This window comes from Streptococcus sp. 27098_8_113 (genome assembly GCF_041432545.1).
Lineage (GTDB): Bacteria > Bacillota > Bacilli > Lactobacillales > Streptococcaceae > Streptococcus.
This window is the reverse complement of sequence record NZ_JAPVZU010000010.1, coordinates 47189-70515: the sequence shown is the minus strand read 5'-3', so window position 1 is coordinate 70515 and position 23327 is coordinate 47189. Positions and strand designations below refer to the sequence as shown.

The 23327-nt window shown below is 44.2% G+C and carries 29 protein-coding genes and 1 pseudogene; 2 read left to right on the top strand and 28 right to left on the bottom strand.

The features are described 5' to 3' along the window. Nucleotides 1-168: 168 nt before the first annotated feature. From rpsH to tgt, 18 genes are all read right to left on the bottom strand, one after another. A complete protein-coding gene (rpsH, locus tag O3644_RS07030; protein WP_002899666.1) occupies nucleotides 169-567 on the bottom strand; it encodes a 30S ribosomal protein S8 in 399 nt (132 codons plus the stop codon). Nucleotides 568-747: 180 nt separating this feature from the next. Beyond that, on the bottom strand, nucleotides 748-933 hold the full coding sequence (locus O3644_RS07025) for a type Z 30S ribosomal protein S14 (protein WP_001085697.1): 186 nt from the start codon (nucleotides 931-933) through the stop codon (nucleotides 748-750). Between the two features lie 17 nt (nucleotides 934-950). Beyond that, the gene (gene rplE / locus O3644_RS07020) at nucleotides 951-1493 is read right to left on the bottom strand and encodes a 50S ribosomal protein L5 (protein WP_005591294.1); all 543 of its coding nucleotides are present in this window, start codon (nucleotides 1491-1493) and stop codon (nucleotides 951-953) included. A gap of 23 nt (nucleotides 1494-1516) precedes the next feature. Next, nucleotides 1517-1822, bottom strand: coding sequence for a 50S ribosomal protein L24 (gene rplX / locus O3644_RS07015; protein WP_371595359.1), 306 nt, complete (start codon nucleotides 1820-1822; stop codon nucleotides 1517-1519). Between the two features lie 78 nt (nucleotides 1823-1900). After that, the gene (gene rplN, locus O3644_RS07010; RefSeq protein ID WP_002894494.1) at nucleotides 1901-2269 is read right to left on the bottom strand and encodes a 50S ribosomal protein L14; all 369 of its coding nucleotides are present in this window, start codon (nucleotides 2267-2269) and stop codon (nucleotides 1901-1903) included. A gap of 25 nt (nucleotides 2270-2294) precedes the next feature. Next, nucleotides 2295-2555, bottom strand: coding sequence for a 30S ribosomal protein S17 (gene rpsQ, locus O3644_RS07005; protein ID WP_002885836.1), 261 nt, complete (start codon nucleotides 2553-2555; stop codon nucleotides 2295-2297). A 27-nt stretch (nucleotides 2556-2582) separates the two neighbouring features. After that, nucleotides 2583-2789, bottom strand: a complete 207-nt coding sequence (gene rpmC, locus O3644_RS07000; RefSeq protein ID WP_005591297.1) for a 50S ribosomal protein L29 — start codon at nucleotides 2787-2789, stop codon at nucleotides 2583-2585. Between the two features lie 9 nt (nucleotides 2790-2798). Beyond that, the gene (rplP, locus tag O3644_RS06995) at nucleotides 2799-3212 is read right to left on the bottom strand and encodes a 50S ribosomal protein L16 (RefSeq protein ID WP_005591298.1); all 414 of its coding nucleotides are present in this window, start codon (nucleotides 3210-3212) and stop codon (nucleotides 2799-2801) included. Nucleotides 3213-3215: 3 nt separating this feature from the next. Next, complete coding sequence (gene rpsC / locus O3644_RS06990) at nucleotides 3216-3869, bottom strand: 30S ribosomal protein S3 (protein ID WP_005591299.1); 654 nt, start codon at nucleotides 3867-3869, stop codon at nucleotides 3216-3218. A gap of 12 nt (nucleotides 3870-3881) precedes the next feature. Further along, entirely contained in the window at nucleotides 3882-4226 is a 345-nt protein-coding gene (gene rplV / locus O3644_RS06985; protein WP_048766351.1) for a 50S ribosomal protein L22, read from the bottom strand. A gap of 11 nt (nucleotides 4227-4237) precedes the next feature. Next, nucleotides 4238-4519 carry a 30S ribosomal protein S19 gene (gene rpsS, locus O3644_RS06980; protein WP_000533766.1) on the bottom strand — a complete coding sequence of 94 codons (282 nt, stop codon included), beginning with the start codon at nucleotides 4517-4519 and terminating at the stop codon, nucleotides 4238-4240. Between the two features lie 86 nt (nucleotides 4520-4605). Then, nucleotides 4606-5439 (bottom strand): 50S ribosomal protein L2, encoded by an 834-nt coding sequence (rplB, locus tag O3644_RS06975; protein WP_002894482.1) that lies wholly within the window; start codon nucleotides 5437-5439, stop codon nucleotides 4606-4608. 17 nt (nucleotides 5440-5456) lie between these two features. Continuing rightward, nucleotides 5457-5756, bottom strand: coding sequence for a 50S ribosomal protein L23 (locus O3644_RS06970; protein ID WP_005591301.1), 300 nt, complete (start codon nucleotides 5754-5756; stop codon nucleotides 5457-5459). After that, nucleotides 5756-6379, bottom strand: a complete 624-nt coding sequence (rplD, locus tag O3644_RS06965) for a 50S ribosomal protein L4 (protein WP_005591302.1) — start codon at nucleotides 6377-6379, stop codon at nucleotides 5756-5758. The genes O3644_RS06970 and rplD overlap by 1 nt, the downstream gene beginning before the upstream one ends. A 24-nt stretch (nucleotides 6380-6403) precedes the next feature. Further along, the gene (gene rplC / locus O3644_RS06960; protein WP_015604246.1) at nucleotides 6404-7030 is read right to left on the bottom strand and encodes a 50S ribosomal protein L3; all 627 of its coding nucleotides are present in this window, start codon (nucleotides 7028-7030) and stop codon (nucleotides 6404-6406) included. 81 nt (nucleotides 7031-7111) lie between these two features. After that, the gene (rpsJ, locus tag O3644_RS06955; RefSeq protein ID WP_005591304.1) at nucleotides 7112-7420 is read right to left on the bottom strand and encodes a 30S ribosomal protein S10; all 309 of its coding nucleotides are present in this window, start codon (nucleotides 7418-7420) and stop codon (nucleotides 7112-7114) included. A gap of 262 nt (nucleotides 7421-7682) precedes the next feature. Continuing rightward, nucleotides 7683-8096 carry a GyrI-like domain-containing protein gene (locus O3644_RS06950; protein WP_005591305.1) on the bottom strand — a complete coding sequence of 138 codons (414 nt, stop codon included), beginning with the start codon at nucleotides 8094-8096 and terminating at the stop codon, nucleotides 7683-7685. A gap of 473 nt (nucleotides 8097-8569) precedes the next feature. Beyond that, nucleotides 8570-9712: a tRNA guanosine(34) transglycosylase Tgt gene (gene tgt / locus O3644_RS06945; RefSeq protein WP_005591306.1), complete on the bottom strand. Its 1143-nt coding sequence runs from the start codon at nucleotides 9710-9712 to the stop codon at nucleotides 8570-8572. A gap of 147 nt (nucleotides 9713-9859) precedes the next feature. On the opposite strand from tgt, the gene O3644_RS06940 reads away from it, so the two are divergent. After that, a complete protein-coding gene (locus tag O3644_RS06940) occupies nucleotides 9860-10693 on the top strand; it encodes a DUF975 family protein (RefSeq protein ID WP_045498248.1) in 834 nt (277 codons plus the stop codon). 194 nt (nucleotides 10694-10887) lie between these two features. Here the strand turns inward: O3644_RS06940 and O3644_RS06935 are convergent, their stop codons facing one another. The 7 genes and pseudogenes from O3644_RS06935 to polA form a co-directional block, all read right to left on the bottom strand. After that, the gene (locus O3644_RS06935; protein WP_048766363.1) at nucleotides 10888-12354 is read right to left on the bottom strand and encodes an alpha-L-fucosidase; all 1467 of its coding nucleotides are present in this window, start codon (nucleotides 12352-12354) and stop codon (nucleotides 10888-10890) included. A 228-nt stretch (nucleotides 12355-12582) separates the two neighbouring features. Then, on the bottom strand, nucleotides 12583-13248 hold the full coding sequence (locus O3644_RS06930; RefSeq protein WP_048766364.1) for a DUF6287 domain-containing protein: 666 nt from the start codon (nucleotides 13246-13248) through the stop codon (nucleotides 12583-12585). Nucleotides 13249-13274: 26 nt separating this feature from the next. Next, nucleotides 13275-13931 (bottom strand): DUF6287 domain-containing protein, encoded by a 657-nt coding sequence (locus tag O3644_RS06925; RefSeq protein ID WP_048766366.1) that lies wholly within the window; start codon nucleotides 13929-13931, stop codon nucleotides 13275-13277. Nucleotides 13932-14176: 245 nt separating this feature from the next. Further along, nucleotides 14177-15103: an XRE family transcriptional regulator gene (locus O3644_RS06920; protein ID WP_048766367.1), complete on the bottom strand. Its 927-nt coding sequence runs from the start codon at nucleotides 15101-15103 to the stop codon at nucleotides 14177-14179. 130 nt (nucleotides 15104-15233) lie between these two features. Continuing rightward, a pseudogene (locus O3644_RS06915) lies at nucleotides 15234-15689 on the bottom strand (AAA family ATPase). 51 nt (nucleotides 15690-15740) lie between these two features. Beyond that, entirely contained in the window at nucleotides 15741-16178 is a 438-nt protein-coding gene (locus O3644_RS06910) for a CoA-binding protein (RefSeq protein WP_048766368.1), read from the bottom strand. A gap of 260 nt (nucleotides 16179-16438) precedes the next feature. Beyond that, complete coding sequence (polA, locus tag O3644_RS06905; RefSeq protein WP_048766369.1) at nucleotides 16439-19081, bottom strand: DNA polymerase I; 2643 nt, start codon at nucleotides 19079-19081, stop codon at nucleotides 16439-16441. 112 nt (nucleotides 19082-19193) lie between these two features. Here polA and O3644_RS06900 point away from each other — a divergent pair, with 112 nt between their 5' ends. After that, nucleotides 19194-19679, top strand: a complete 486-nt coding sequence (locus tag O3644_RS06900; RefSeq protein ID WP_048766370.1) for a YcxB family protein — start codon at nucleotides 19194-19196, stop codon at nucleotides 19677-19679. A gap of 45 nt (nucleotides 19680-19724) precedes the next feature. Here O3644_RS06900 and O3644_RS06895 read toward each other — a convergent pair whose 3' ends face one another. The 3 genes from O3644_RS06895 to thrC all read right to left on the bottom strand — a co-directional run bounded on the left by O3644_RS06895 (nucleotide 19725) and on the right by thrC (nucleotide 23206). Continuing rightward, complete coding sequence (locus O3644_RS06895; RefSeq protein WP_048766371.1) at nucleotides 19725-20339, bottom strand: HAD-IA family hydrolase; 615 nt, start codon at nucleotides 20337-20339, stop codon at nucleotides 19725-19727. Further along, the gene (locus O3644_RS06890) at nucleotides 20336-21613 is read right to left on the bottom strand and encodes an MATE family efflux transporter (RefSeq protein WP_048766372.1); all 1278 of its coding nucleotides are present in this window, start codon (nucleotides 21611-21613) and stop codon (nucleotides 20336-20338) included. Before O3644_RS06890 ends, O3644_RS06895 begins: the two co-directional genes overlap by 4 nt. A 108-nt stretch (nucleotides 21614-21721) precedes the next feature. After that, nucleotides 21722-23206: a threonine synthase gene (gene thrC / locus O3644_RS06885; RefSeq protein ID WP_048766373.1), complete on the bottom strand. Its 1485-nt coding sequence runs from the start codon at nucleotides 23204-23206 to the stop codon at nucleotides 21722-21724. Nucleotides 23207-23327 lie beyond the last annotated feature (121 nt).

Below are 23327 nucleotides of genomic sequence, written 5' to 3'. Positions count from 1 at the left end.
TGTCAGGCCGTAAGCGACCAGTTTTCACGGGGCTTAAATCGATTTCTCGATTTAAAGGAACATTTAGGTTTCAATTCCAAAGTGAATCTATGCTTCGTATCGCAAGCATAACTTTGAGTTAGGCAAGAAACAATAACGAAGAGCTACAAAGAAATTGAAAGCTAAATATTACCAAACGTAAGCGATAACTTCTCCACCAACGTTCTTTTGGCGTGCTTCTTTATCAGTCAGCAGACCTTCAGATGTTGAAAGGATAGCAATTCCAAGTCCATTCAAGACTTTTGGAAGGTCTTCGCGTTTCTTGTAAACACGTAGACCTGGTTTTGAAACACGTTTCAAACCAGTGATAACTTTTTCACCATTTTGTCCGTATTTAAGGAAGACACGGATGATGCCTTGTTTGTCATCTTCAATAATTTCAACGTTTTTTACAAAACCTTCACGCTTCAGGATTTCAGCAATCCCTTTTTTGATGTTTGATGCAGGTACTTCAAGTACTTCGTGGTTCGCTTGATTAGCGTTACGGATACGAGTCAAAAAGTCTGCAATTGGGTCAGTCATAACCATTTTATATTTCTCCTCTTACTAGTAGTTTGCAAGCTGCACTTGCTAGTTAATGATTGAGCTAGGCTCAGAATATGTTTCTAGGTTTCAATTCCTAAGTGAGTCTAGGCATCGGCTTGTAGGCATAACTTAAGTTAGGCAAAAGCCGATAACGAAGAATCGTGACGGAATTGGAAGCTAGAATTACCAAGATGCTTTGGTAACGCCAGGGATTTGTCCTTTGTATGCTAATTCACGGAAGCAAACACGGCAAAGTTTAAACTTGCGGTAAACTGAATGTGGACGGCCACATTTTTCACAACGAGTGTAAGCTTGCGTAGAGAACTTCGCTGGGCGTTTGTTCTTAGCAATCATTGATTTTTTAGCCATTTGTTTTACCTCCTATATTATTTTGCAAAAGGCATTCCAAGGCCTGTAAGCAATGCACGTGACTCTTCGTCAGTGTTAGCAGTTGTTACGATAACGATATCAAGACCGCGAGTCTTATCAACGTCATCAAAGTTGATTTCTGGGAAGATCAATTGTTCTTTCACACCAAGTGTGTAGTTTCCGCGTCCATCAAATGATTTTGTTGGAACACCATGGAAGTCACGTACACGTGGAAGTGATACAGTAACCAATTTATCCAAGAACTCATACATACGTTCGCCACGAAGGGTTACTTTAGCACCGATCGCTACACCTTCACGAAGACGGAAGCCGGCGATTGATTTTTTAGCTTTAGTGATAAGTGGTTTTTGACCTGAGATAAGAGCCAATTCTTCAGCAGCTTTTTCAAGGTTTTTAGCGTTTGATACAGCGTCACCGACACCCATGTTCAAAACGATTTTATCCACTTTTGGCACAGCCATAACAGATGAGTAGTTGAACTTTTCAGTCAAAGCAGGTACTACTTCATTAAGATATTTTTCTTTTAAACGATTTGCCATTATACTTCTCCTTTCCTTCGTGATTAGTCAAGCACTTCGCCTGATTTCTTGTTGTAACGAACTTTTTTGCCGTCTTCAAACTTGTAACCAACGCGTCCTGCAACACCATTTTTGTCAAGAACTTGAACGTTTGACGCATGGATTGGTGCTTCTTTTTCTACGATAGCACCTTGAGGGTTTTCACTATTTGGTTTTTGGTGTTTCTTAACAAGATTAACACCTTCAACAACTACTTTGTTTACTTTTGGAAGAGCTGCAACAACAAGTGCTTCAATACCCTTGTCCTTACCAGCAATTACGCGAACTTTGTCGCCTTTTTTCACAAACATTATTAGGTTTCTCCTTTAATTTCTTACGCCCATGAGGGCACCCTAGAAAACTTCCAGGGGACTTGTTTGATTTTTAGATTAAAGTACTTCTGGAGCCAATGATACGATCTTCATGAAGCCGCCGTCACGCAATTCGCGAGCAACTGGGCCGAAGATACGAGTTCCGCGAGGAGTTTTGTCTTCACGGATGATGACTGCAGCGTTTTCGTCGAATTTGATGTATGAACCATCTTTACGACGAGCACCTGATTTAGTACGAACGATAACCGCTTTTACAACGTCACCTTTTTTAACCGCACCACCAGGAGTAGCTTGTTTTACAGATGCAACGATGACATCACCGATGTTGGCGAACTTACGTCCTGAACCACCAAGAACTTTGATTGTCAGGATTTCGCGAGCACCGCTGTTGTCAGCAACTTTCAAACGAGTTTCTGTTTGAATCATTTAAGTTTTCTCCTTTCTGGTTTGATTAGATGATAACCGCTTCTTCAACAACTTCTACAAGACGGAAGCGTTTTGTAGCTGAAAGCGGACGAGTTTCCATGATACGAACGATATCGCCTTCTTTGGCAACATTGTTTTCATCATGTGCTTTGTACTTCTTAGAGTAGTTAATACGCTTACCATAGACTGGGTGGTTACGTTTTGTTTCAACTACAACTGTGATTGTCTTATCCATCTTGTCAGAAACGACGCGTCCGACGAGGGTTTTACGTTGATTACGTTCCATTTTAGAATTTCTCCTTTCCCAAGTCTATTATTTAACTTCTGATTGAACAGTTTTGATACGTGCGATTTGTTTTTTCACTTCTTTCAAACGCGCTGTCTGCTCCAATTGACCAGTAGCAGCTTGGAAACGAAGGTCAAACAATTCTTTCTTCAATTCATTTTCACGCTTCGCGAGTTCTTCTTGAGAAAGACCACGAAGTTCTTTAACAAAATCTTGAATTTCTTTAAGTTTCATGCTTTCTCCTTATTCTGCTTCACGCTTTACGAATTTACATTTAACTGGCAATTTGTGGCTTGCAAGACGAAGAGCTTCACGAGCGATTTCTTCCGATACGCCAGCGATTTCAAACATCACTTTACCACGTTTAACTGGTGCTACCCAACCTTCTGGAGCCCCTTTACCAGATCCCATCCGTACACCGATTGCTTTTGCAGTGTATGATTTGTGTGGGAAGATTTTGATCCAAACTTTACCACCACGTTTCATGTAACGAGTCATAGCGATACGGGCAGCTTCGATTTGACGGTTAGTGATCCAGTGGCTAGTAGTTGCTTGAAGACCATATTCTCCAAAAGTTACTTCTTTACCACCTTTAGCTTCACCACGCATTTTTCCGCGGAATTCGCGACGGTGTTTAACACGTTTAGGTACTAACATTGGTTATTTACCTCCTTTAGTGTTTTTACGAGCTGGAAGAACTTCTCCACGGTAGATCCATACTTTAACACCAAGTTTACCGTAAGTAGTATCAGCTTCTTCCCAAGCGTAATCGATATCCGCACGAAGGGTGTGAAGTGGAACAGTTCCTTCAGAGTATCCTTCGCTACGAGCGATATCTGCACCGTTCAAACGACCTGATACTTGAGTTTTGATTCCTTTAGCTCCTGCACGCATTGCACGTTGGATTGCTTGTTTTTGAGCACGACGGAAAGCAACACGTTGCTCCAATTGACGAGCAATTCCTTCACCAACAAGGTGAGCATCCAAATCTGGAGATTTGATCTCAATGATGTTGATGTGTACTTGTTTTCCAGTTAATTTGTTAAGTTTTGCACGAAGTGCATCAACGTTAGCTCCACCTTTACCGATAACCATACCTGGTTTAGCAGTGTGAAGTGAAACGTTAACTTTGTTTACTGCGCGCTCGATTTCAATAGTTGAAACAGCTGCGTCAGCCAATTCTTTTTGAACGAATTTACGGATTGCAAGATCTTCATGAAGGTAATCCGCGTATTCTTTTTCAGCATACCATTTGGCATCCCAATCACGGATGATGCCGACACGCATACCAATTGGATGTACTTTTTGACCCACGATGTTACCTCCTTATTTTTCTGCAACAACCACAGTGATGTGGCTTGTGCGTTTGTTGATTGGTGAAGCTGAACCTTTAGCACGTGGACGGAAACGTTTCATAGTTGGTCCTTCGTTTGCGAAAGCTTCAGATACCACCAAGTTAGCTTTTTCCAAACCAAAGTTGTTTTCAGCATTAGCGATTGCAGAGATCAATACTTTTTCGATAATGCTAGCAGCTTTGTTTGGAGTGAATTTCAAGATTGCGATTGCGTCAGCGACGTTTTTACCACGGATATTGTCAAGAACTAGACGAGTTTTACGAGGTGAAACACGCACTGTACGAGCCATTGCTTTAGCTGAAGTAATTTCTGCCATTTATGTTCTCCTTATTTTCTACGTGTTTTCTTGTCGTCTGCAGCGTGACCCTTGTAAGTACGAGTTGGTGCAAATTCACCAAGCTTGTGACCTACCATGTCTTCTTGGATGTAAACAGGTACGTGTTTACGTCCGTCATAGACTGCGATTGTGTAACCGATGAAACTTGGGAAGATCGTTGAACGACGTGACCAAGTTTTTATAACTTTTTTCTTTTCGTCATTAGCTTGAGCTTCAACTTTTTTCATCAAATGCTCATCGACGAAAGGTCCTTTTTTAAGACTGCGTCCCATTTTTATATTTTCTCCTTTAAAATAAGTACCACAGCGGCCTGCGCTGCTAAGCAGCGCTACCGAGCTGGCGGATAGATTGTTTTAGATTATTTCTCGTTGCGACGACGAACGATAAGTTTGTCAGATTTCGCTTTCTTGTTACGAGTTTTAAGACCAAGAGCAGGTTTGCCCCATGGAGTAGATGGCGCTTTACGACCAACTGGTGCTTTACCTTCACCACCACCGTGTGGGTGATCGTTAGGGTTCATTACAGAACCGCGAACTGTTGGACGGATACCTTTCCAACGGCTACGACCTGCTTTACCAAGGTTAACCAAGCCATGTTGTTCGTTTCCGACAACACCAACTGTAGCACGGCAAGTGCCAAGGATCATACGAACTTCGCCTGATTGAAGACGAACAAGAGTGTATTTACCTTCTTGACCCAATACTTGAGCAGAAGCTCCAGCAGCACGAACCAATTCACCACCACGACCTGGTTTCAATTCAATGTTGTGAACCAAAGTACCAACCGGGATGTTAGCAAGTGGAAGTGCGTTACCGACTTTGATATCTGCTTCAGGACCTGAAACGATACGTTGACCCACTTCAAGACCTTTAGGAGCGATGATGTATGCCTTCACACCGTCAGTATAGTGAACCAAAGCGATGTTTGCTGAACGGTTTGGATCGTACTCGATAGTTTTAACTACTGCTTCAACAGCATCTTTGTTACGTTTGAAGTCAATCAAACGGTAGTGACGTTTGTGGCCGCCACCTTGGTGACGAACAGTGATACGTCCGTTGTTGTTACGACCAGCTTTGCTCTTAAGTGAAACGAGCAAAGATTTTTCTGGAGTGCTAGTAGTGATTTCAGCGAAATCCAAAGAAGTCATATTACGGCGACCGTTTGTTGTTGGTTTATAAACACGAATTCCCACGATATTTCCTCCTTAGATTATTCTGCTTCAGCAGCTCCGAACAACTCGATTGCTTTAGAATCTGCTGTCAGAGTGATGATAGCTTTTTTAGTTTTGTTAGTAAAACCAGTGTAACGTCCAACGCGTTTTGCTTTAGGTTTTACGTTGATAGTGTTGACATTAGCAACTTTAACTCCTTCAAAAGCAGCTTCAACAGCTTGCTTGATCAAAAGTTTGTGAGCGCGAGTGTCTACTTCAAATACGTATTTGCCTGCTTCAAGCTGAGCCATTGAGCTTTCAGTGATCACAGGTTTTTTGATAACGTCATACAAATTCATTATGCAAGAACCTCCTCGATTTTAGAGATAGCTGCTTGAGTAACAAGAAGTTTGTCGCTGTTTGCGATATCAAGAACACTTGCTGTTGTTGCTGTTGCAACTTTAACGTTTGGAAGGTTGCGTGCTGAAAGTGCAGCAAATTCATTTCCTTCTTCAAGAATAACAAGTACTTTTGTGTCGATGCTCAATGCTGCAAGCACTTTTGCAAACTCAGCAGTTTTTGGAGCTGTAAATGAAAGGCTGTCTACAGCTACGAATTTGTTTTCAGCAACTTTTTCAGAGTAAACTGATTTCAATGCCAATCTACGAACTTTTTGTGGAAGTTTGTAGGCATATGAACGAGGAGTTGGACCGAAGACGATACCACCACCACGCCATTGTGGAGAGCGGATAGAACCTTGACGAGCACGTCCAGTTCCTTTTTGACGCCATGGTTTGCGTCCGCCGCCTGATACTGCAGAACGGTTTTTAACAGCGTGAGTTCCTTGACGGAGGCTAGCGCGTTGGCTGATGATCACGTCGAAGACAACTGATTCGTTTGGTTCGATACCAAAGATTGCGTCGTTAAGAACTACTTCACCAGCTTCTTTACCAGTTTGGTCAAATAATTTTACGTTTGCCATTGTGACTGATTTCCCCTTTCTTTATTATTTACCAGCTTTAACTGCTGATTTGATAGTGATAAGAGATTTCTTAGCACCAGGTACGTTTCCTTTGATCAAGATAACGTTTTTCTCTGGAACAACTTGTACGATTTCAAGGTTTTGAATCGTTACACGGTTGCCACCCATACGGCCAGCCAAGTGTTTGTTTTTGAAAACACGGTTTGGCGCAACTGGTCCCATTGAACCAGGACGACGGTGGTAACGTGAACCGTGAGCCATCGGACCACGAGATTGGCCGTGGCGTTTGATTACACCTTGGAAACCTTTACCTTTTGAAGTTCCTGTTACATCAACAACATCACCAGCTTCGAATGTGTCAACTGTGATTTCCGCACCAACTTCCAAGCCTTCAATGTTTTTGAATTCACGAATGAAGCGCTTAGGAGCCGTGTTAGCTTTCGCTACATGTCCTTTAGCAGGTTTGTTGCTCAATACGTCACGAAGGTCGTCAAAACCAACTTGAACTGCGTTGTAACCGTCTGTTTCAACTGTTTTTACTTGAAGAACAACGTTTGGAGCTGCTTCAACAACAGTTACAGGGATTAATTCGCCAGCTTCAGTGAAGATTTGAGTCATTCCCACTTTTTTCCCTAAGATTCCTTTTGTCATGAGAAAATGTTTCCTTTTCTATTTTTTTGTCTAAAAAGTTTTTAACGAGCGTTTTTTATGCTCAAGATACCAAGCTTTAGATTAAAGTTTGATTTCTACGTTCACACCACTTGGAAGGTCCAACTTCATCAAAGCGTCAACTGTTTTTTGAGTTGGGTTGATGATGTCGATCAAGCGTTTGTGAGTACGCATTTCAAATTGTTCGCGAGAATCTTTGTATTTGTGAGTCGCACGAATGATTGTGTAGAGGCTACGTTCAGTTGGAAGTGGGATTGGACCCGCAACTTCAGCACCTGTACGTGCAGCAGTTTCTACGATTTTTGCAGCCGCTGTGTCAAGTGTACGATGTTCGTAAGCTTTCAAACGGATGCGGATTTTTTTGTTTGCCATCTTTTTCTCCTTTTTTCGTCTATTTAAGATAATAGGCTAGCTCCACAAGAAAACCGACAGGTGATTGCGTGGCAATGCAACCGAGCGTGTCGCAACCTCTTGCATCAAAGCTACACGCTGTTTTTTTACAGCACCATAGTATCTTAACACAAAGAACCAAGCATTGCAAGGGATTTGAGTAATTTTTTAAATCTTTTTTACTAGCCTAAGTTCTTGGAGTAAGTTCTGATCCTCTTATGTAACTAGAACTCAGTTTGACAACTTACCCATTGTTGGGGGTAGCGATAAAGATAGATACTGTCTGATCTGGATCATATTTTTCAAAATCAATACTATACTGACGTTGCAGTTCTCTTGCTTCTTCTGCCCGCCAAATTTGCTGCCAGGTATGAAGGCAACCTTTTGAATCACTTGTATCCACCTCAAATACTTGGTAAGTTTGCTCTGAAGTGTCAAAGTCCCAGTCTTCTTTATCAGACAGACTACAGAGCGACAAGCTGTAATCACCCTTGTAGTCGCTGGCATAATCATGATAAACTGCATAAATCGGAAGCCCTTGGGCAAATGCCTCCTCTACTTCTTTCTGGTGTTCCTGCCATAGATGGTTAATTTTTTCCATCATGTTTGGATCTTGAAAATTATTGGTAGAGATACTACTGATTATTTTTAAAAACATATTTTGCTCCTTTTACTTTCACTTCTAAGGTGACTGACTAACAATCGACCTCAGCTCTAAACCTTCTAACTACCAAGCTACTACTTCACTCAACAAAATGAATTAGCGCTCTTTGCGTATAGGATATATCACGCCGTTCACTATCAACTCCTCTTTCCTAGAGAGAATGGCACCCATAGTAAACAAAACGTTAAATTTACCAGTCTCAACCAGAGACGAAAAACATGTAGGCTTCGACCAAGACCAGCCTTCCAATTCTTATTGATATAGTTTGGAAAGTTTTTAACGAGCGTTTTTTATGCTCAAGCCTAAGATACAAAGGGATTCAAACTCAAAGCAAAAATAGGAAACCGACGCGCGTTTCGTGGCAATGCAATCGATTATGTCGCAACCTCTTGCATCACAGCTAACGCTGTGATTTACAGCACCACGGTAGAATAGCACAAAGCCCCTGCGATTTCAAATGAAGACTCTTAGAAATTCCTCTTGGAGCGGTTGTAGCCGTAGCGCTCAACAAAGTCTTCTCGGAATTCCAACAGATTATCATCCATAATGGCTTGACGAACCTTCTTCATGAGATTTACCAAGAAATAGAGATTGTGGTAACTTGTCAAGCGGAGGCCAAAGGTTTCATCAGCTTTGAGCAGGTGGCGGATATAGGCCCGCGTGTAGTTTGTACAAGTGTAGCAATCACAGTCGTGATCCAGTGGCGTGAAATCTTCCTCAAACTGGGCATTTTTGACAACCAGACGTCCCTCGCTGGTCATGCAGGTGCCGTTTCGGGCAATCCGAGTCGGCAGAACGCAGTCAAACATATCAACGCCACGGATAACACCATCAATCAAGCTATCTGGCGCTCCCACTCCCATGAGATAACGAGGCTTGTTTTCAGGCAGCAAAGGCGTTGTGAAGTCCAGCACCGCATTCATTTCCTCATGAGACTCACCAACAGCCAGCCCTCCGATAGAGTAGCCTGGGAAATCCATGCTGACCAAATCTTGAGCAGACTGGCGGCGCAAATCTTCAAAGCCAGCTCCCTGAACAATCCCAAAGAGACCTTGATCGTGTGGACGAGTGTGGGCCTTGAGTCCGCGCTCTGCCCAACGGCTAGTCCGCTCGATAGACTTCTTGACATAGTCATAAGGCTGGTAGAACTGCGGGCACTCATCAAAAGACATCATAATGTCGCTGCCTAGGTTGTTCTGGATAGAGATAGCCTTTTCTGGCGACAGGAACATCTTGGAACCATTAAGGTGGTTCTTAAAAGTCACTCCTTCTTCTGTGATGTTGCGACTATCCGCTAGAGAATAAACCTGAAAACCACCACTATCGGTCAGAATAGGCTGGTCCCAGTTCATGAACTTGTGTAGGCCACCTGCACGGGCAATCAGCTCATCACCCGGCCGCAACCAGAGGTGGTAAGTATTGGCCAAGATGATACCCGAACCCATTTGCTTGAGCTCTTCTGGCGACTGAGTCTTGACCGTCGCCTGAGTACCGACCGGCATAAACATAGGCGTTGGGAAGGTGCCATGCGGGGTGATGATTTCTCCTAGACGAGCACCTGTGTGCTTTTCCTTTTTGATCAAACGATACTGAATCGGTGAATCTGACATGTTTCCTCCTGCTGGGAAAGACAGTCCCAGCTATTTTCTTCTATAAAATAAGCGACAAGCGCTCATAAGATACCGTATGATTTTACCAAAAAAAGTCTTGTCTGTCACGATATGTGGTATAATAAAAATCATGAAATGGAGGTCTGTATGAATTTAAGCGAAATCCGTGCCCAGGCACGAACCATCCGAAATCAAACCAACGGCATTTTCTCACTCTTTGCCATTCCAACTCTGGTAACCATTTTATCTACCTATCTGTCTCCCAACCGTCATCTGGAGGAGATTGTTCCCCAGTTGGAGATCAATCAGGCCTTTGTTGTGATTTTTGGCCGTCAAATTTTTCCACAAATCGTAGAATTTATCATCGCCCTGCTCTTTTTATCTGCTAGCTTCAGCATGATAGAAGTCGTTCGGAAAAAACGCGATACGGTTGGCTTTGCAGATATTGGCCGAATCTTTTCTGCCGAGCTTTTCTCACCGATTTTTATCACACAACTGACTAAAAGTATTCTCCTCTTGTTGTGGAATTCTATCAGCCTTGTCGGTTCATTTTTCCTTATTTTCAGCAGTTACAAGGTGCTAGCTATTTATAGGAAAATATCCGATGTGTCCCAATTGACAGCTGCTAGTCCTGAGGTGGAGCAAATCGTCAGCTATGCGCCCATGATGTTTCTCGGCACTCTCATTGTCTTGGCTGGTACGGCAGTCTTCCTGATGGCAAACTACGCTTACTCTCAGACCGACTTCATCCTTTATGATCAGCTGAGCACTGGCACCTACCAAGGACCTTGGCAAGTCATTGTGCAAAGCAGACGCATGATGAAAGGCTATAAATGGAAACGTTTCTTGCTGGATCTGAGCTTTATCGGCTGGTATATCCTGATTGGTATTACACTGGGAATCGCTGGAGTTGTGGCCTATCCTTACATCACAACAGCCCGAGTACTCTTTTATGAAAATTTAAAATCACTAAGTAAGTAAAATGAGAGTGGGACAGAAATCGGTAATTCCTTAGAATTCGATTTCGTCGTCCCACCTCCGCACAGTTGAGTAGGGCTGTAAAAGCTGATGAAATCAGCGTAGTAGAGCCCACTCAACCACTGCGTCTTGCTCTACAATCCAAAGACAATTGAGAGGCTAGGACTTTTGTCCCAGCCTCATTTTTTCGTCTAGATTTAACGCAGTTGGACCTTCAACACCAAGGGTAATTCGCCTGCTACACTCGGCATGAAAAGACGCAAACCTTGGGGCATTTGTTCCCATTCGAGCGGTTCCTCATAGCCTAGTAAGGATACCTCTTCTATGATACCATGAAAGCGAGACGCGGGATTTTCTCTTTCGTCAGCCAAGGCCTGAATCGTCAGCCACTGATTTGCTGCAGGCTCCATCAGAAAGGCGTACACTGCTCCGCCCTTAGCCGTGAAACGGAAATCCTGGTTTGTATACGGGATGTTTTTCCCATCCGAAAATGGCCCACTATCTACTTGTGTCGGACCTTCTCCAAATTGCCTCCATGCGCGTGAATCATAGATCGCTTGACCGTTCACTTGGAGCCAAGCCCCGATTTCTCTCAAGATTTCTTGATCTTTTTCTGGAATCGTCCCGTCTCCTTTTGGCCCAATATTCAGCAGCAAATTCCCATTTTTGGATACGACATCAATCAAGGTCTGGATGATTTCTTTAGCTGACTTATAGTCAAGGTTCTCTGTGTAGCCCCAAGAATTTCGCGCGATAGCCGTATCCGTCTGCCAAGTGAAAGGCTGGATCTCTGCAAAACCGCCGCGTTCCACTTCCACAATCCCCGCACCAAAAGCCAGCGCATCATGCTTGTAGCAGATGCTAGTCGGCTTCCCAGAAGCTGCTCCTAAATTATAGTAATAGGCCGCAAAAAGCTTTATATACTCTTTAAAAGCTGCATGCTGAATCCACCAGTCAAAATACAAAATCTCAGGCTGGTAATCTCGAACCAGCTCACAGGTACGCAGGAGCCAATCATCTAGAAACTCCTGACTCGGACAAGGCTGACCAAACAAATCATGGTGGTCTGGCTCTGGCATAGCCGGCCAATAGAGTTCCTCGCGACTGACTTCGCTGGCAATGTCACCGGCAAACTCCTTTCCATGCGAAAAGAAAAAATGATGCTCTGCCCGATGGGAAGAGGTACAAAAATGTAGTTGCTCTCTTTGAGCTGCCTGACTCAATTCACCCAAGATGTCACGTTTTGGACCCATTTCCACACTATTAAAAGGAGAGAGCTGACTGCCATAAAGCTGGAAGCCGTCGTGATGCTCTGCCACTGGAAAAATATATTGGGCTCCCGCTTCTTTAAAGAGGCGCAGCCATTCGTCCGCATGAAAATTTTCGGCAGTAAAGAGTGGGATAAAATCCTTGTAGCCGAAATCTTTGTGAGGCCCATAAGTTTTGATATGGTGGTCAAACTCTGCCGTACCTTGGATGTACATATTTCGAGAGTACCACTCGCTCCCAAAGGCAGGAAGGCTGTAAAGTCCCCAGTGGATAAAAATCCCAAACTTAGCCCTTTTGAACCAGTGGGGAACTTGATAGGTCGCAAGAGAGTCCCAGTCTGGATAGAAAGGGCCTTGGTTGGCAACTCTTTGAATTTCTTCTAAAGATATTTTCATCGTTACTACCTCATCATTCGATTAAAACGCTTTCTTTTATTGTACCAATTTTTGGAGAAGAAAGAGCCATTTTACAAAAAAATAATCCAAAACAGCCCTATGAACAAACTTTTTTCGATAAAGCAAAGAAAAAGGAACAGCAATTAATTCTGTTCCTTGTTTTTATATTGTCAGCATGACGAGTACCTTGGAAAGTCACTCGCACCACGATGTTCATCATTCAATACATCAATTCGCTACGCGATAGTAGGGATGTTGGCTTGCATAGGTAAAATCTTGCCCCACTAAAATGCGTTCTTTCGGATTTTCACTTCCAGTATCATAAAGACGAGCTCCTTTAGGAATGGCTGTGAAGGAGGCCACTTGATTCCCTGATTTATGAGTTAAAAACGCTCCAAACTTACCTTCATATACTTGACTATTTGTCAAAGTGTAGTCGCTTGATTCATTTCCTCTGTAAGTATGGGACACCAAACCATTTGCATCAAAGACTAATTGATTGCCCAAATCGTCTTGCCAAGTACCAGTAATGCTAGAGAAATCACCATTTGCTAGAGCATTGATATCCATACCAGAAGTTGTTGGAGCCACTGGAGTAGCCGGAGTTGGTGACGTGTTTGAATCTGCTGAAGTCTTGTTTTCCACGGGCTTCTCAGCTTGACTGGAAATACCCTGGTCGCTAGAAGTCTGAGGAGTTGAAGAGGATGTCACGGAGTTAGAAGCAGAACTTTGCTTAGCTGATGGTTTGGTAGAAGACTTGCTAGAACTGCTAATTTTAGAGCTCTGAGAGGTAGAACTACTAGGCTCCGTAGAAGGCTTAGAGCTACAAGCTGCGAGCAGGAAAGCAGAACACAAGGCAGTGGCTGTCAATAAAATAAGTTTATTACGTTTCATAATAGAATCTCCTTGTCAGTTTATCATTAATTTGCTACTCGATAGTAGGGATGTTGTGCGGAAGAGATTGCATCACTTCCAAGCATGATTTGTTCTTTAGGCGCTGGAGCACCATTAAGTGGTAATGCTACGCCCACTGGAACAGCGAATAAAGGATCACTACTGCCTGCTCCATTATAACCAAAATCAGCTCTAAACTTATCTCCTTCTACATGACCATTATAAATAACGTTATGGTTCAATGTCTCACCATTATTACGTTGCAATGTTACTAATCTATTTGCATCAAAAACTAATTGGTTGCCCAAATCGTCTTGCCAAGCACCTGCAATGCTAGAGAAATCACCATTTGCTAGAGCATTGACATCTATACCGGAAGTTGTTGGAGTGTTTGAATCTGCTGAAGTCTTGTTTTCCACGGGTTTCTCAGCTTGACTGGAAATACTCTGGTCGCTAGAAGTCTGAGGAGTTGAAGAGGATGCCTTTGCTTCGTTGGAAGCAGAACTTTGCTTAGCTGATGGTTTGGTGGAGGACTCGCCTGAGCTACTAGTCTTAGATATCTGAGAAGTCTGGGAAGTGGAACTGCTGTTCACCTTCGTAGATGGCTTAGAACTACAAGCTGCAAGCAGGAATACAGAGCACAAGGCAGTAGCTGCCAATAAAATAAGTTTATTACGTTTCATAATGGAACCTCCTTATCGTTTTATCCAATTTCAAAATAGGAATCGCTTTTTGTAATACAATTGTAACATTTATTGATTTGTTTTAACACCTTACAAATCAATCATAAATAGCAGCTATTAGCACCACCATATTATCAAGAGTAATTTCAAATAAACTTCCATTTCCCCACTTCCTTTTGGTTTTTATTATTTACAATTTCATTATAAACTCCCAAGAATAAATAAACAGGACTTAAAAGTCCCGTTTATTTATATGTATACTCCTCTAAATTTTTCTCCCACTCATACTGTAATTGGCGAGCTAAATTATCATTTTGAAACAATTTTGCAAGAGTGAGGGCATCTTCGTAGAGTTTTCTAGCTTTATCCACGTCCTTTTCCCTCACTAAACTATACTTCCATTCCAACATCTTAATAATCGGCTCTTTTTGATAATCTTGAGTTGAGGTCATCATTTCTTTTAAACATTGAAACGCCTTATGGATATGCACAAAGCGACATCGAAATATCTCGACTGTTGGCACCATAATCAATATATCTCTCAGAAGAAATGTATAGTTGCTTGGAATATGATCCTTAGAATTGAGTAAACCAACTGCTAGATCATCAAACAAATCCATATCAAACTTTCCAGAGGCCACTTCCTTTTCATCTATATACATTTGATACAGACGAAGGATTAGCAAATCATTAATATCATAAAATTTTTTCTGACGCAATCTTCTCTTATTTCTGTCAAAAATTTCTTTGCCAAACGGCTTACCATCATTCTCATAAGTGTAGAGATAAGATTGTAAAATATCTATAGTTAACTGCTCCTCACTAGGTAAATTATCATAATAATTATCAAAAACAGCATCCAATTGATTCTCTAATTCAGCTAGGACTTCCTGGCTGCCATAGATTGGCGTTCGTATGATCTGATACTTTAGCTTCTGATATTCAGATGGCAAATGGTTCATATGCTCTTGACCTATCAGCTCCGTCAGACTAATACCCAAACACTCTGTTAAATATTCCAAAGTTCGCAATGTAGGCTGAGACTGTCCGCTTTCCAGACGAGTTAGCTGCCGAACGGAGAGATTAGACTCATCTCCACATAGCGCCTCTTTGGTCAATCCTTTAGCTTTACGCAATTCCTTCAATCGCTGCCCAAATTCCTGATTCGGCATAGTCCTCCCCTTTCTGACACTTAAAAAGATATAGATTCCTATGCTATTATTATATCATTTTTCTGTGTAAAAAATCTAAAATAATAGAAAAAATGATTCTTATGGTATTACAAAAGGTTGAACTCAAAGCTCAACCTTCTTTTGTATGATGCAAATCATGAACGATCCGCTCAAAGGCTGCCTCCAAGGAATCTTCGTCTCTAAAGAATGATTCCTCTTCCTAGCCTAAGAAATCTCGATCTTTCCACCAGCGTCTCATATCAGCTGGGGCAAATTCCTCCTGCTTGACTCGGGTCTGATGGCGGCAGACGTTTTCTTCAAAAGTCAAATCATAGTAATAGGCTAGAGTCTGAGGACCAAACAAAGTCCGCAACCGCTCCAGCATGTGGCCATAAATATCTGTCTCGTAGAAACCTTCTACCAAGACCAGTAAATCATGCTCGTAGCCAAAACGAGCTAGGCTTTCAGTCAGGTCAATAGATAGGTCGCCCAGCTCGACTTTTTCCTTGAGCATGTCCCGTCTAACTGTGTCCTGCGCAATCAAAAGAGTCCCTCGACCATAGTGTGCCTGCAGTTTCTTAGCCAGACTCTACTTGCCAGAACCGGAATTGCCACGAATGATGACTAACTTGGCCATTTATTCGCCCAGAATCAAGCGGGTATGCTCGCGTTTGATGCAGCGATCCATAACGATATCTTCGCGACCAGCTGCCCGCAAAATCTGCTCAGCTTCTTCATTTTCCAAGCCCAACTGAGCCCAGAAAATCTTGGCATCTGCTTCCAGAAAATCACGCGCCACATCTGGCAAAAACTCGCTACGACGGTAAACATCGACAATATCCACTGGGAAAGGAATATCTTTGAGACTGGCATAAACAGTTTCACCAAAAATCTGACTGCCCGCTGCCCGCGGATTGACTGGGATAATGCGATAGCCTCGCTCCTGCATTTCCTTGGACACACGGTTACTGGTCGTTTCTTCACGGTCAGACAGACCGACAACAGCAATCACCTTGCTGGTTTCTAGATAGCGCTTGACAACGCCGTCACTGGGATTTTGAAAATGGTAAGTCATAATGCTCCTCCTGTTTTATAAATAATTTTTAACTTTTTTAACAATGATATCTTAGCTGAATACGGTACAAAAAAGGTGATTTCCCTCGCATTCCTTGAATGCTGTGTCAGCTTTCTATTTTCACTTTGTGTTTTACGCCCTTGATATCTTAAATTGAACACGAGCTAAAACCTTGGAAAATAGATAATCCGTTCTAGGAGCATGGCTCCTTCGTCCGGATCCTAATTTTCAGTCGGTTTTGACGCTCTTTGTATCTTGTTTTATTTCGCCTCGTACCAAGTTTGGCCGGCATTTTCATCAGCCACTAGTGGAACGGCTAGCTCAATCGCAGTTTCCATGGTTTCTTTGACCAGCTTGTGAACGGCTGTTAGCTCGTCAGCTGGCACTTCCAGCACGATTTCATCGTGCACCTGCAAGAGCATGCGAGATTTAAAATTCTTCTCTGTCAGAGCTCGGTCCAGATTAATCATAGCGACTTTGAGAATATCTGCGGCGGAGCCTTGGATGGGGCTGTTAATGGCTGTGCGCTCCGCAAAGTTTCGGATGTTAAAGTTGCGGGAATTGATGTCCGGCAAGGAACGACGGCGATGGTAAATGGTCTCTACATAGCCCTTATCACGCGCTTCACGAACGATGGTTTCCATATAATTCTTGATGCCAGGGAAACGCTCAAAATAAGTCTCAATGTAGTCCTTGGCAGCCTTGCGGGAAATGCCCAGATTATTGGCCAGTCCGAAGTCGGAAATGCCATAGACCACTCCAAAGTTGACAGCCTTGGCATTGCGACGGTCATTAGGCGTCACATCCTCTGCCTTTTCAATACCAAAGACCCGCATGGCTGTGGCCGTGTGAATGTCTTCTCCATGCTGAAAGGCAGCAATCAAATGCTCGTCCTGAGAAATATGAGCCAGCACCCGCAGCTCAATCTGGGAATAATCCGAGCTGAGAAGCACACTGTCTGCCCACTCTGGCACAAAGGCCTTGCGAATAAGACGCCCCTGCTCCAAACGAACGGGGATATTCTGCAGGTTCGGATCAACCGAGGACAAGCGGCCCGTCTGAGTCAAATCCTGAACATAGCGAGTGTGAATCTTGCCGTCAGCCGCAATCGCCTCCTGCAGTCCGATGATATAAGTAGACTGGAGCTTGCTGATTTGACGGTATTCCAGAATCTTAGACACAATCGGTGCAATCGGTGCTAAACGCTCCAGCACGTCAACCGCTGTCGAGTAGCCTGTCTTGGTCTTTTTGGTGTACTCCAGCGGCAACCCCATATCCTCAAAGAGAATGGTTCCCAGCTGTTTCGGCGAGTTAATATTGAACTCCTGACCAGCCAGATCATAAATCTCCTGAGTCAGACTTTCCAGCGTCTTTTCATTTTCTGCCTGCATGCCCTGCAGGGTTTCCCGCTCAACCTTGATCCCCGCAATCTCCATCTTGGCTAAGACAAAGGCCAGCGGCTGCTCCATTTCAAGCAACAAACCCAGCTGGTCGTGGGAACGGAGCTGCTCTTGCATTGGCTCTTCTGTTTCCAGCAGTACTTGAACCTTACGAGCTAGATGCTCAAAGAGCCGCTCTTGCTCTGGCAAAGCGCGCTTAGCTCCCTTTCCATAAACCTCATCATCAGTCAGCAGAATTGTTTGGCCGTAAAGGCGAGCAATGGTCGCCAGCTCATTATCCTCGACCGTCGAAAGCAGATACTTGGCTAGACGCGCATCAAAGGATGCTGCTGGTAGCTCGATGCCGTAATGACTGAGAAGTACCTTGGTCCGCTTGAGGTCGTAGGTTTTCAGAGCTGTTTTTGCCAAAAAATCCTGAAAGAGAGGCTGCTGCAGTAAATCGCTGGAGCCGACATAAATCTGACGGCTATCGCCCCAGGCAAGACCGACAATCTCTTCCTTGTGGTAGTTGTCACCCAAGATTTCAAAATAGAAGAATTGCTCTGGTGCCAGCATATCCGCTGTCACTTCAGTCACTTTGGTAAATTCAATTGGTTTGACTTCTACCGGCTCTTGACCAGTTCCTAGCTGAGCCTTGAGCTGCTTGAAGCCCATCTCGTCGTAGAACTTGCTCAGTGCCTCTATCTGAGGACCCTTATAAACCAAATCATCTAGCCCGATTTCAATCGGAGCCTGAGTATTGATAGTGGCTAGGGTTCTTGATAAGAAGGCCTTGTCCTTGTCATTGATCAGATTTTCCTTCATCTTGGAGGCCTTGAGCTGGTCAATGTTTTCATAGAGATTTTCCAAAGAACCGTACTCCAAGAGGAGCTTGAGACCAGTCTTCTCGCCGATCTTGGTCACGCCGGGGATATTGTCCGACTGATCGCCCATCAGCGCCTTAAGGTCAATGAACTGCTCTGGTGTGATACCCATCTTTTCCATGAGGTAGGCTGGGGTAAATTCCTCAAACTCAGCCACGCCTTTCTTGGAGATCTCCACCACGGTATTTTCATCCGTCAGCTGAATCAAGTCTTTATCGCCGCTGACAATGGTCACATCGTAAGGCACAGCTGTCTTTTCAGCCATCTTATCCAAGGTCCCGATGATGTCATCCGCCTCGTACTGAGCCAAGTCATAGAAGTGAATGCCTAGGTGCTGCAGCATTTCTCGGATAAAGGGCAGCTGCTCCCGAAATTCATCCGGTGTCTTGGCCCGACCTGCCTTATAGTCAGCATACATCTTGGTCCGGAAGGTCGTCTTGCCAGCATCAAAAGCTACCAAGACATGAGTCGGCTGAACGCGCTCCAAGAGATGATTGAGCATGAGGTGGAAGCCATAAATGGCATTGGTATGCAGGCCCGATGGACTCTTGAAACGGTCAATTTGATTATAAAGCGCAAAAAAAGCGCGAAAAGCAACGGACGAACCGTCAATTAATAATAATTTGTTCTTATTTTCCATAGGTTTATTATAACACGAAAGGCCGACAAAGACAGGAAAGGCGGCGTGGAAAATTTAAAAGTGATTTTAATAATTCCTGTATGGTATAATAATAAAAACTAGGAGGTGAAGCATGTTCCCAATAACCATTCCAACCCTTGTGACTGAGGAAGTGTATCAACGATTTGCTTGGTCTGTTTTCTTACGCGGGAAAAGATTCTTGCTGAATATGTTCATTTTGATAGGAATTCTATCTCTCTATCTTATCTTCCTACCTGACAACCTGAAGCGATTTTCTTTCTTCATCGTGCTATTTACATCTTTGATTATATTCCCAATAATGTACTTTGGCACGGACTTTCAGATAAGGAAGGCCTATCGAAAAACTCCTTTCTGGAAGGATATGGAGCAAACTCTTATATTTGAGAAAGATAAATTTTCTGTGAAAAGCAAACGAGGAGAGTTTCTTTATAGCTATGATGACATCGTCAAAGTTTTTCATACTAAAGAAGATTTTTATATCATGTTGGGACCAATTGTCGGTTTCCCTATTGAAAAAAAGAACTGTACTCCCGAGGCGCTTGAGTTCTTACTAGAACTTCACATTGAGCATATGTAAAAAAAAGCAGGCTAGGCTGACAGTAGATCAGTTCTGGTCTGCTTTTTATCTTGTAAATAATTGCTTGATATCCACCAACTTCTCTATTTTCTGGTTGATTTCTGATCGGTAGTCACAGAAGTTAATGCTCTGGATGCCACTATTGACTGCGACATCTACATCTAGGGTCCGGTCCCCGATATAGTAGGTTTCCTGCTTATCCAGGCCATATTTCGCGAGCAGATAGTCGACACCCTCTGGGTGGGGCTTGCGCTTAAAGCCATTGGCCGTTGTGATGATTTCTGTAAAATAGTCATGAATGCCCAAGTCTTGCAAGATTTGATGGGCATTGAGTCCCTTGTGGGTATAGACGAACTGGGCAATGCCCTGCTCTTTAGCCCAAGCCAGTATCTCCGCCGTTCCTTCCATCAGGTGGACCTGAGCATTCTTCTCCTTTAGGCTTGCTCCACGGAAGGCATTCATCTCGGCAGCGTCCAGCCCCTTCTCAGACGCTACTTTTTCCAAGAGCTTCTGGACAGAGTGCTTTAGGATATAGCTGTGAATACTTGCCCTGTCAAAGTCCAGGCCATAGTGGGCGTAGGTTTCCTCAATTCCTGCCAAAATAGCATCGTAGGAGTCCAGCAAGGTTCCGTCCAAATCCCAAATAAACGCTGTTGTCATGTGATTTCCCTCATTTTTCTGTCGTATAAAACCTTTAAAAATAGCCAGCGGAAGCCATTGTCCAAGAGCGTCCCCGCCCAGACTCCTGGCAGACCCAAGCCAAAGGTCACACCTAATAAATATCCTGAGACAATGCGAATTAGCCACATGCCAATAGTCGTGGCATAAAAGGGCAGTCTGGCATTGCCCAGCCCCTGCCAAACCGCTGTGTAAATCACGGTTCCAGCTGCCATGGGAGTGCCCAGCAGGGAGAAGAGGATGACCGAAAGACTGGCTGTAATCGCTCCGCTATTGTCCGTATAGAGCAAGGTCAGCGGCCGACCAAGTGCGAAAATACCTAAAGCCAAGGGCAGCATGCAAGCAAAAGACAGCCAGAAGGCCCGCTGACGAATCAGACCAACCGCTTGCATATCGCCCTCCCCAACCGCATGGGCTACCAACATGACTGTTGCTGTCGCGACCCCAAAAGCCGGCATATAGTTAAACTGGGTCAGGACTTCGCCGATGGCATTCCCCGCTACTGCATCCGTCCCAAAGACGACCACAATGGCGATGATCACTACATCACCCGCCCGCATCATGAGCCGCTCTCCAGCAGCCGGCAGAGACAGACGCAAGAGCTCGCCATCTAAACCCCAGCTCCAGCGGATTGTGGACAAATCCAGCTCCCGCCAGAGAATCAGCACACCGACCAAACGAGCCAGCACCGTCCCCAGCGCTACACCGACAATACCAAGCCGAAAGACATAAATCCCCAGACCAGAAAAGAGAGCATTGAGGACATTAGTCAGAAGACTGACATACATGGGGAATCTAGGATTGCGCGTGACCCGCACCAGAGCTCCAAAGGAAGTCATCAAGCCCAGCAGGACAATGGTTCCACCAACCAGAGCCAGATACAGACCGCCTGCTTCAGCCACCGCTTTTTCCGTCCCCAGAAAGTCCAGCATCTGCCTACCAAAAAGCAGAGAAAGGAGACCTAGCAGAAGACCCAGAAGTAGCGTCAGCTTGATAGCCTCAGCTGTGTGATAGGCCAAATGCTCCTTGTCTCCCTGAGCCAGAGTCTTGGAGATGAGACTGGAAACAGCAGCCCCCAGCGCGATAAAAATTGCCTGATAAATGGTAATAATGTTTCCGGCCACCGAGACACCAGAAATCGCAATCAGCCCAAGACTGGCCACCAGATAGCTGTCGACCATGCCCATGAGCATCTGCAGAAAGTTCTCCGCCATAGCTGGCAGAGCAATGTTCATGATTTTTTTATAAGTTGTCATAGAGAAAATTCTCCCTCTTAAGCATCAGCTACTTCCCTTTCTTTCATTGGGCATCCTAAGAAAAAATCAGCTAGATATCCAGCTGATTTTAGGCTTTCTAAGCCATTTTTACAATTCCAAGTAATCTTCGACTGCTGCCTGCATTTGGTCTGCAGCGACTGTGGTTTTGTGGCGAACCGGTGCTGTTTCTAAGCCGTCCACAGCTGGTGGCAGGGCTACGCCAGAAAGTTCGTGCAGTTGCTCCAAAGCCTCGAAATCACTAAGTCCTGTTCGGCCAGTCACAGCCTCAACGGCTACAACTGGGAATTTATAAGGACTAGCGGTAGACGCGATAACAGTCTTGCGCTGATCCCCTGTCTCTGCCAGATATTTTTGATAGACAGCAGACGCAACGGCAGTATGAGGGTCTTCGATGTAGTTAGAGACTTGATAGACCCGCTTGATTTCAGCAGCTGTTTCTTGCTCTGTTGCATAGTCAGCCGCAAAGAGCTCTAAAATCTCAGCATCAAAGTCCGTCAGTTCATACTGTCCATGCTCATTCAGAGCCACCATCAAAGCAGCTGTTTTCTCAGCGCTGTTACCAGACAGATGGAAAATCAAACGCTCCAAGTTAGAGGAAACCAGAATATCCATGGACGGACTAGATGTCACCTTGAAGCTCCGCTTCTTGTCATAAACCTGAGTCTTGAAGAAGTCCGTCAGGACATTGTTTTCATTCGATGCACAGATCAGCTTGCCAACCGGCAGACCGATTTGCTTGGCATAATAGGCCGCCAAGATATTACCAAAGTTCCCTGTCGGAACGGTAAAGTTGACCTTGTCGCCTGCTGTGATTTCTCCCGTCTTCACCAGCTGAGCATAGGCATAGACATAGTAAACAATCTGCGGCACCAAACGGCCAATATTCATGGAGTTGGCGGATGAAAATTGCAGTTTGTGCTCCAAGAGACGAGCCCGCAAGTCTGTGTCGTTAAACATCTGCTTGACATTGGTCTGGGCATCGTCAAAGTTGCCATCAATGGCCACCACATGCGTATTGGCACCTGTCTGCGTCGTCATTTGCAGCTCTTGGACCTTGCTGACACCATCCTTCGGATAAAAGACGATGATTTCAGTCCCAGGAACATCCGCAAAACCTGCCATAGCCGCCTTGCCTGTGTCGCCAGAAGTCGCCGTCAAAATGACAATTTTGTTTTCCAAGCCGTGCTTTTTAGCTGCGGTTGTCATCAAGTGAGGCAGGATGGACAAAGCCATGTCCTTGAAGGCAATGGTCGCTCCGTGGAAAAGCTCTAGATTGTACTGACCATCCAGCTTGACCAAGGGAGAAATCGCAGCATCATCAAACTTGCTGTCGTAGGCATGGTTGATACAGTAGTCCAGCTCTTCTTCAGAAAAATCGTCCAAAAATGCAGACAAAACCAGCTTGGCTACTTCCTGATAGGAAGCGTCTTTGAGCTTGGCAAAGTCCAAATCGACCTGCGGATAGGCAATGGGCGTAAAGAGACCGCCATCTGTCGCCAAACCTTGCAGAATCGCCTGGCTGGCTGTTACTCTATTCTTTTCGTCACGCGTTGATTGATAAACTAAAGTCATTCTCTCTCATCCTTTATCTGTAGTTCGTTTTATTATATCAAAATTTATCAGAAAATTCTCCATTTTCATCAAAATTAAAAAGTAAAAAGAGTCTGGGACAAAAGTCCTAGCTCTCAATTGT